This window comes from Streptomyces sp. NPDC002926, assembly GCF_053591755.1.
In genome coordinates this window covers 1-5,155 of record NZ_JBSFUK010000074.1, presented here as the reverse complement: position 1 = coordinate 5,155, position 5,155 = coordinate 1, and the positions used below count along the sequence as shown (strand labels likewise).

The window sequence follows — 5,155 nt, the reverse complement described above, 5'->3', positions numbered from 1 at the left end:
CATCGGATCGCGAGAGGGAACGTTGTCAGCGTGACAGTGCGCGGACGGGTGGTGCGCATACGGGCGTGGCCGAGGTCCACCCTGGTCGCCCCCGGCGCGGGGTGCCGCAATCGGTGCTCGGAGCTGCCGGCGGATCTGCCGCGCACGTGCGAGGCCGTTACGCGTCCGCGGCCGCCGGAGGCTGACTGCCGGACGTCCCCCGGTGGCGCTCGGCCCGGCGCCCACCGCAGCCATTCGCAGATCAGGACTGCTCGGAGGATTCCGGGATCAGATGCATCGCCGCCTCTTCCGCCGAGGAGGCGCCGTCGATGCCCACATCCGTAGCGACCAGGTCCTTCTCCAGGCCGGAGTGGGCGCCCTCGTCAGGGGCCACAAGCCGGCCGGCGCGCTCGTCCCCGACCTCGTCGTCGATCAGTTCGCCGTCCGTGTCCCACGCGTCCCCCAGCCCGTCGCCCGCGGGCGTACTGATGTCGGGCGCTTCCTCGGCCAGCCGCTCATCAAGGCTCTCTCCCCGGCGCTGTTCCGCCGCGGTGGTCCCTATCCGCTCCACGGCCCACGGCTTCTCCGGCGGGGAGTACCCCTCGGACAGGATCTGCAGCGCGGGATCCTCGAGAGTGTCCTCGGCGTCCAGCAGCCCGGCATCGTCCTGCACCTCGGACCCGTCCGGCTGGTAGACCTCGTCACCCATGGAGCTCTCGGTCATGTCTCCTCCTCACGGCCCCGTACTTTCAGTCTCCGCCAGGCTGCGGCGCCGGGCACCGTGGCGAGCCGTTCCACAAGCCCGATGCAGGCGTACAAGTGCGTTGCGGTTCAGGACGTCCGGCGAGCCCTACGTCAATAAGGCTACGACCACGACCGCCTGCGGCGACCACACGAAAGGACGTACAAGCTTCTGGAAATCTTCCGAAGCGCGTCGGCCGAGGCCGACGGTTAGCATGCGGAACGAGGCCCTCAATTGCGAGATGCGGGGATCGCGGCCGTCGATCTGGCTGGAGGCTCCATCGTGCGTAGTCCGAAGACCGTGACCCTCATGTGCCTGCAGGTGCTTTTGGGCGCTTCGCTGGCGGGCTGTGCCTTCACCGAGGCCGAGAGCGCGGCGAAGGCATGTCCGTCCGACCAGATCCCTGAAGGCAGCACGTGTATTGCGGGCGATACTGCCGACTTCACCGAGAAACAGGTCGAGGACTCCCTGAAGAAGTACAAACTCACCGCAGCCATGGCAGGCGTATGGGTCAATGGCAAGAAGATCTCGACCGTCGCTTCAGGGGAGTCGATGACGGGCATTCCGGCTTCGACGGACATGCATTTCCGGATCGGGGCAGTTGCTATTCCCTATTTGACGACCGAAATTCTCAAGCTCGTCGACGAGGGCAAGGTCAAGCTTGACGACAAGATTTCTCGGTGGCGACCCGACCTTCCGCACGCCGACGAGATCACACTGAAGATGCTGGCCTCCACCACCTCCGGATACGCGGACTACGTCACAAATACCAAGTTCGTGGCTGAACTCTACAAGAATCCGTTCCGCCAGTGGACGGCGGAAGAACTGGTGAACATCTCCGTCTCCAAGCCCCTCGTGAAACCACCGGGAACGGGTTTCGTGTATTCGCACGCCAATTGGGTGATCCTGGGTGACATCATCTCGAAAGTGGAGAAGAAGCCCCTGGCGGAAGTGATGCGGAACAACATCCTGAAGCCCCTCGGTCTGTCCCAGACCGAAATCCCCGCCACAGCGGAGATTTCCGCCCCGGTGCTGCATGCCTTCGACAACGAAAGGGGCGTATTCGAGGACTCCACCTACTGGAATCCGTCATGGACGCTGGCGCCGGGATCGGTAATGACGGGAACGTTGGAAGACATGGGGAAGTCGTTTGCGGCGCTGGGCGAGGGGAAGTTGCTGACGCCCGAGTCGCACAAGGTGCAGATCACGCCCGTCTCCGATGTGTCGCCCACGGTCTCCTATGCCCTCGGCGTGGCCGTTCAGAAAACCTGGCTCCTGCAGAATCCGTCGTTCGCCGGCTATCAGGGAACGGTCGCCTATCTGCCTTCCAAGAAAATCGCGATCGCGACGGCCGCGACACAGGGGATCGGCAGCGACGCCGCCAAGAATTTCAGTACCGAGCTCTTGATTTCGATCGCCGACCATGTGGTTCCGGACACCCCGTTGAGCGGCAACTGAGGAGGATCCATCCAGTGGCGGCGGCCGGAAGGCGCCGGGACGGACGGCCGCCGGCCTTCATGCCAGCGCTGCGGCAAGCTCCGGGAGGTAGCCGGCCAGAAAACCGAGGTCGGTGGCGCGCTTGAAGTTCGGGTGACCGCGGTGTTCGGGCAGACGGGCCAGCGCCTCGCGGCCGAAGTAGCCTCCGCCGTCGGCGCCCATGGGCCGGGTGGGCTCGCCGGTCCAGTCGGGGTCGGCAGCGGCGAGTGGCAGGCAGCGCTTGAACAGGTTGTGGCAGGTTTCCAGACCGCGGCGCAGCACCACGTGGTACGGGTCGTCCGGGCCGATCGGATAGGGCTCGGCGGCCAGGGCCCGGCCCGTGTCGATGCCCTCGTCCACCAGGTGGAGTGTCGCGGCGAACTCCCGGTCGCCGCGCAGTATCGCGTACACCAGAGCCACCTCGGGCAGCCCCCGGTAGGCGGGTAGCGGGCCGTGGTGGATGTTCAGGATGCGCAGCCCGGTGGAGAGCACCGGAGCGCGGAAGATCATCCGGTTGTTGACCGACCAGACAAGGCCGTCCGTGCTGGCGTCGGCCAGTTCTCCGGCGACCGCGTTGACGTCCGCGGCGGCCAGGAAGGGCACGTCGGGCGGAGCCGTCAGCGCGGCGGTGGGGCCGCAGACCAGGTCCACGGCCAGACCGCTGTCCAGAGTGTGCTGTACGGCGCGCCGGAGCAGCGCGCCCTCACCGACGAAGATCACGACGTGCTCCGCAGGGCGTCGACGGTCTCGACGACCCGGCCGAGCGTCAGATTCTCGCTCAGGGACCCGAGCTGCGCCAGGAACTGCTGTTCCATGGCCTGTCCCAGCAGTTCGTCACCGAGCGCGGACAGCATCTCGAGGACGGCGAGGGAGTCGCCCCCCAGCGCGTGGAAGTCGGCGGAGGCATCGAGGCGCGTGGCATCGCAGTGCAGGATGCGGGACCAGATCCCGGCGGTCACCGCCGCAGTGGCGGGGCCCGGGGCGGGTCCGGTCCCGGCGGGCGTCGCGGGCGCTCCCGGGGCGGCCGGCTTCCCGGGCTCCGCGGCGGCTTCGTCGAAAGGATTCGGCAGCGCATTGCGGTCGGTCTTGCCGCTGGCCGTCTCGGGCAGCCCGGGCACCGTGCACACCACCGAGGGCACCAGGTGGGAGGGCAGCGAACGTTCCAGCTCTGCCCGTACGGCTGCCTCGTCGAGGATCTCCGCGCCCTCGGCAGGAACCACGTAGGCGCACAGTGCCTGCGGGCCGGCATGGTGCCTGCGGCGGGCGACCACGGCGGCCTGCGCGATGTCCGGCAGCGCGGTGAGCGCCGCCTCGACCTCACCCGGTTCGACCCTGTGACCGCGGATCTTGACCTGGGTGTCGATCCGCCCCGCGTACTCGAGCTGCCCCTCCGGCAGCCGCCGTACCAGGTCGCCGGTCCGGTAGGCGCGCCGGCCGTCCGGGAGGTAGACGAAGCGGTCGGCCGTCAGGTCGGGGCGGCCGAGGTAGCCGCGGGCCAGTTGCACACCCGTCACATACAGCTCGCCCAGCTCGCCGTCGCGCACTTCCTGCCGCTGCTCGTCCAGCACGGCCACGGAGGTGCGGTGCACCGGTACTCCGATCGGCGTGGATGCGCGTGAGGCGTCGTCGCCGACGACGGCGGCGGTACAGGCCACCGTCGCTTCGGTGGGGCCGTAGATGTTGACGATCAGGCAGTCGGGCCCGAACGATGCCCGCGCCCACTGGCCAGTGGCCGTGGTGAGGTTCTCGCCGCCGACGTGGAGCGCGCGGATGCCTGCCGGGCGGAGGCCGAGCCTGGCGGCGAGTTCGAGGTGGGTCGGGGTCAGAGCCAGGGTGTTGGCTTGCCGGCCCGAGAACATCTCGCGCAGTTTGACGTGGTCGAGTTCGCCGGGCACCGGTACGACGGCCCCACCGTGCAGCAGCGGCGGGAAGATCTGCATCATCGACAGGTCGAAGCCGGGCGAGAAGGAGTACGCGACCCGGGTCTGTTCGTCGCACCGCAGGAACGGGGCTATCCAGCCGACCACGTTGACGAGACTACGGTGCTCGATCTGGACACCCTTGGGCTTGCCGGTGGAACCCGAGGTGTAGATGACATAGGCCAGATCGTCCGGCCCGGGAGCGGCACCGGTCAGTTCGTGCTGCGCCTGCTCGTGGAGCGCTGCGCGATCGCTGCCGGCATCCTCGAGGAGGATCGTCGTGCAGTCGGCCCCGTCCGTACGGCCGGCCGAGGCGGCGTCCGTCAGACAGAAGCGGGCCTGCGCGTCGTGCAGCAGCTCCTTGACCCGCTGCTGCGGATTGCGGATGTCCATCGGCAGGAAAGCGGCGCCTGCCTTGAGGACACCCCAGATCCCGGCCAGGCCGAGCGCCGAGCGGTCGGCCAGCACACCGACCACCTCGCCGCGCCCGACTCCCCGGGCCAGCAGCACGGCCGCGACGGAGTCCGAGCGGCGGTCCAGATCCCCGTACGACCACGGGAGGCCGTCGCCGGTCACGGCGATTGCGTCCGGTTGCCGGGCGGCCTGCGCCCGGAACAGCTGCACCACCGTGGTGTCCAGCGGCGGAAGCCCGTCAGGTCCGGGTGCGAGCAGCCGGTCGGCCGCGCCCGGCTTTCGAGGCGGGGCCTGGGGCGGCGCGTACGAGACCGGTACGGCAGTGCCCAGCACGGTCTCGATCCGGTCCAGCAGCACCTCGCAGCGCTCGCCGACGTCCGTGGCCCCGCGGGCGGAGACCACCAGTTCGGTGTGCTCGGGCAGTTCGAGCAGCGCGATGCTGACAGGCACCAGGGGGGCATGCACCGGCAGGGCGTACACGGTCGTCGCCGCGAACTCCCCAGTGCTGAAGTCCTCGAGCGCCAGTCGGCCGGCGTTGGAGACGATCGCCGACGCCAGATAGCGGTGCCGGGCGTACGAGCCGGCGCGCGCGGCGCCCACCAGCGCCGCCGCTGCGGGCAGCGGC

General features: G+C 68.9%; 4 protein-coding genes. 1 reads left to right on the top strand and 3 read right to left on the bottom strand.

The genetic code is table 11. From position 1 onward, the window contains the following. Positions 1-241: 241 nt before the first annotated feature. On the bottom strand, positions 242-703 hold the full coding sequence (locus tag ACWDZ6_RS33255) for a DUF5709 domain-containing protein (RefSeq protein WP_451505812.1): 462 nt from the start codon (positions 701-703) through the stop codon (positions 242-244). A 327-nt stretch (positions 704-1,030) separates the two neighbouring features. Between ACWDZ6_RS33255 and ACWDZ6_RS33250 the strand changes: the two genes are divergently transcribed. Next, positions 1,031-2,179 (top strand): serine hydrolase domain-containing protein, encoded by a 1,149-nt coding sequence (locus ACWDZ6_RS33250; RefSeq protein ID WP_451505811.1) that lies wholly within the window; start codon positions 1,031-1,033, stop codon positions 2,177-2,179. 57 nt (positions 2,180-2,236) lie between these two features. Here ACWDZ6_RS33250 and ACWDZ6_RS33245 read toward each other — a convergent pair whose 3' ends face one another. Both ACWDZ6_RS33245 and ACWDZ6_RS33240 read right to left on the bottom strand, forming a co-directional pair. Continuing rightward, the gene (locus ACWDZ6_RS33245) at positions 2,237-2,917 is read right to left on the bottom strand and encodes a formyltransferase family protein (protein ID WP_451505810.1); all 681 of its coding nucleotides are present in this window, start codon (positions 2,915-2,917) and stop codon (positions 2,237-2,239) included. Beyond that, a partial coding sequence (locus tag ACWDZ6_RS33240) for a non-ribosomal peptide synthetase (protein ID WP_451505809.1) occupies positions 2,914-5,155 on the bottom strand: 2,242 nt, incomplete at its 5' end. The genes ACWDZ6_RS33240 and ACWDZ6_RS33245, both read right to left, overlap by 4 nt.

Excerpts from the sequence above, each read along its gene's own strand:
- ACWDZ6_RS33255 (WP_451505812.1), bottom strand. The coding sequence starts at position 703 with ATGACCGAGAGCTCCATGGGTGACGAGGTCTACCAGCCGGACGGGTCC.
- ACWDZ6_RS33250 (WP_451505811.1), top strand. The coding sequence starts at position 1,031 with ATGTGCCTGCAGGTGCTTTTGGGCGCTTCGCTGGCGGGCTGTGCCTTC.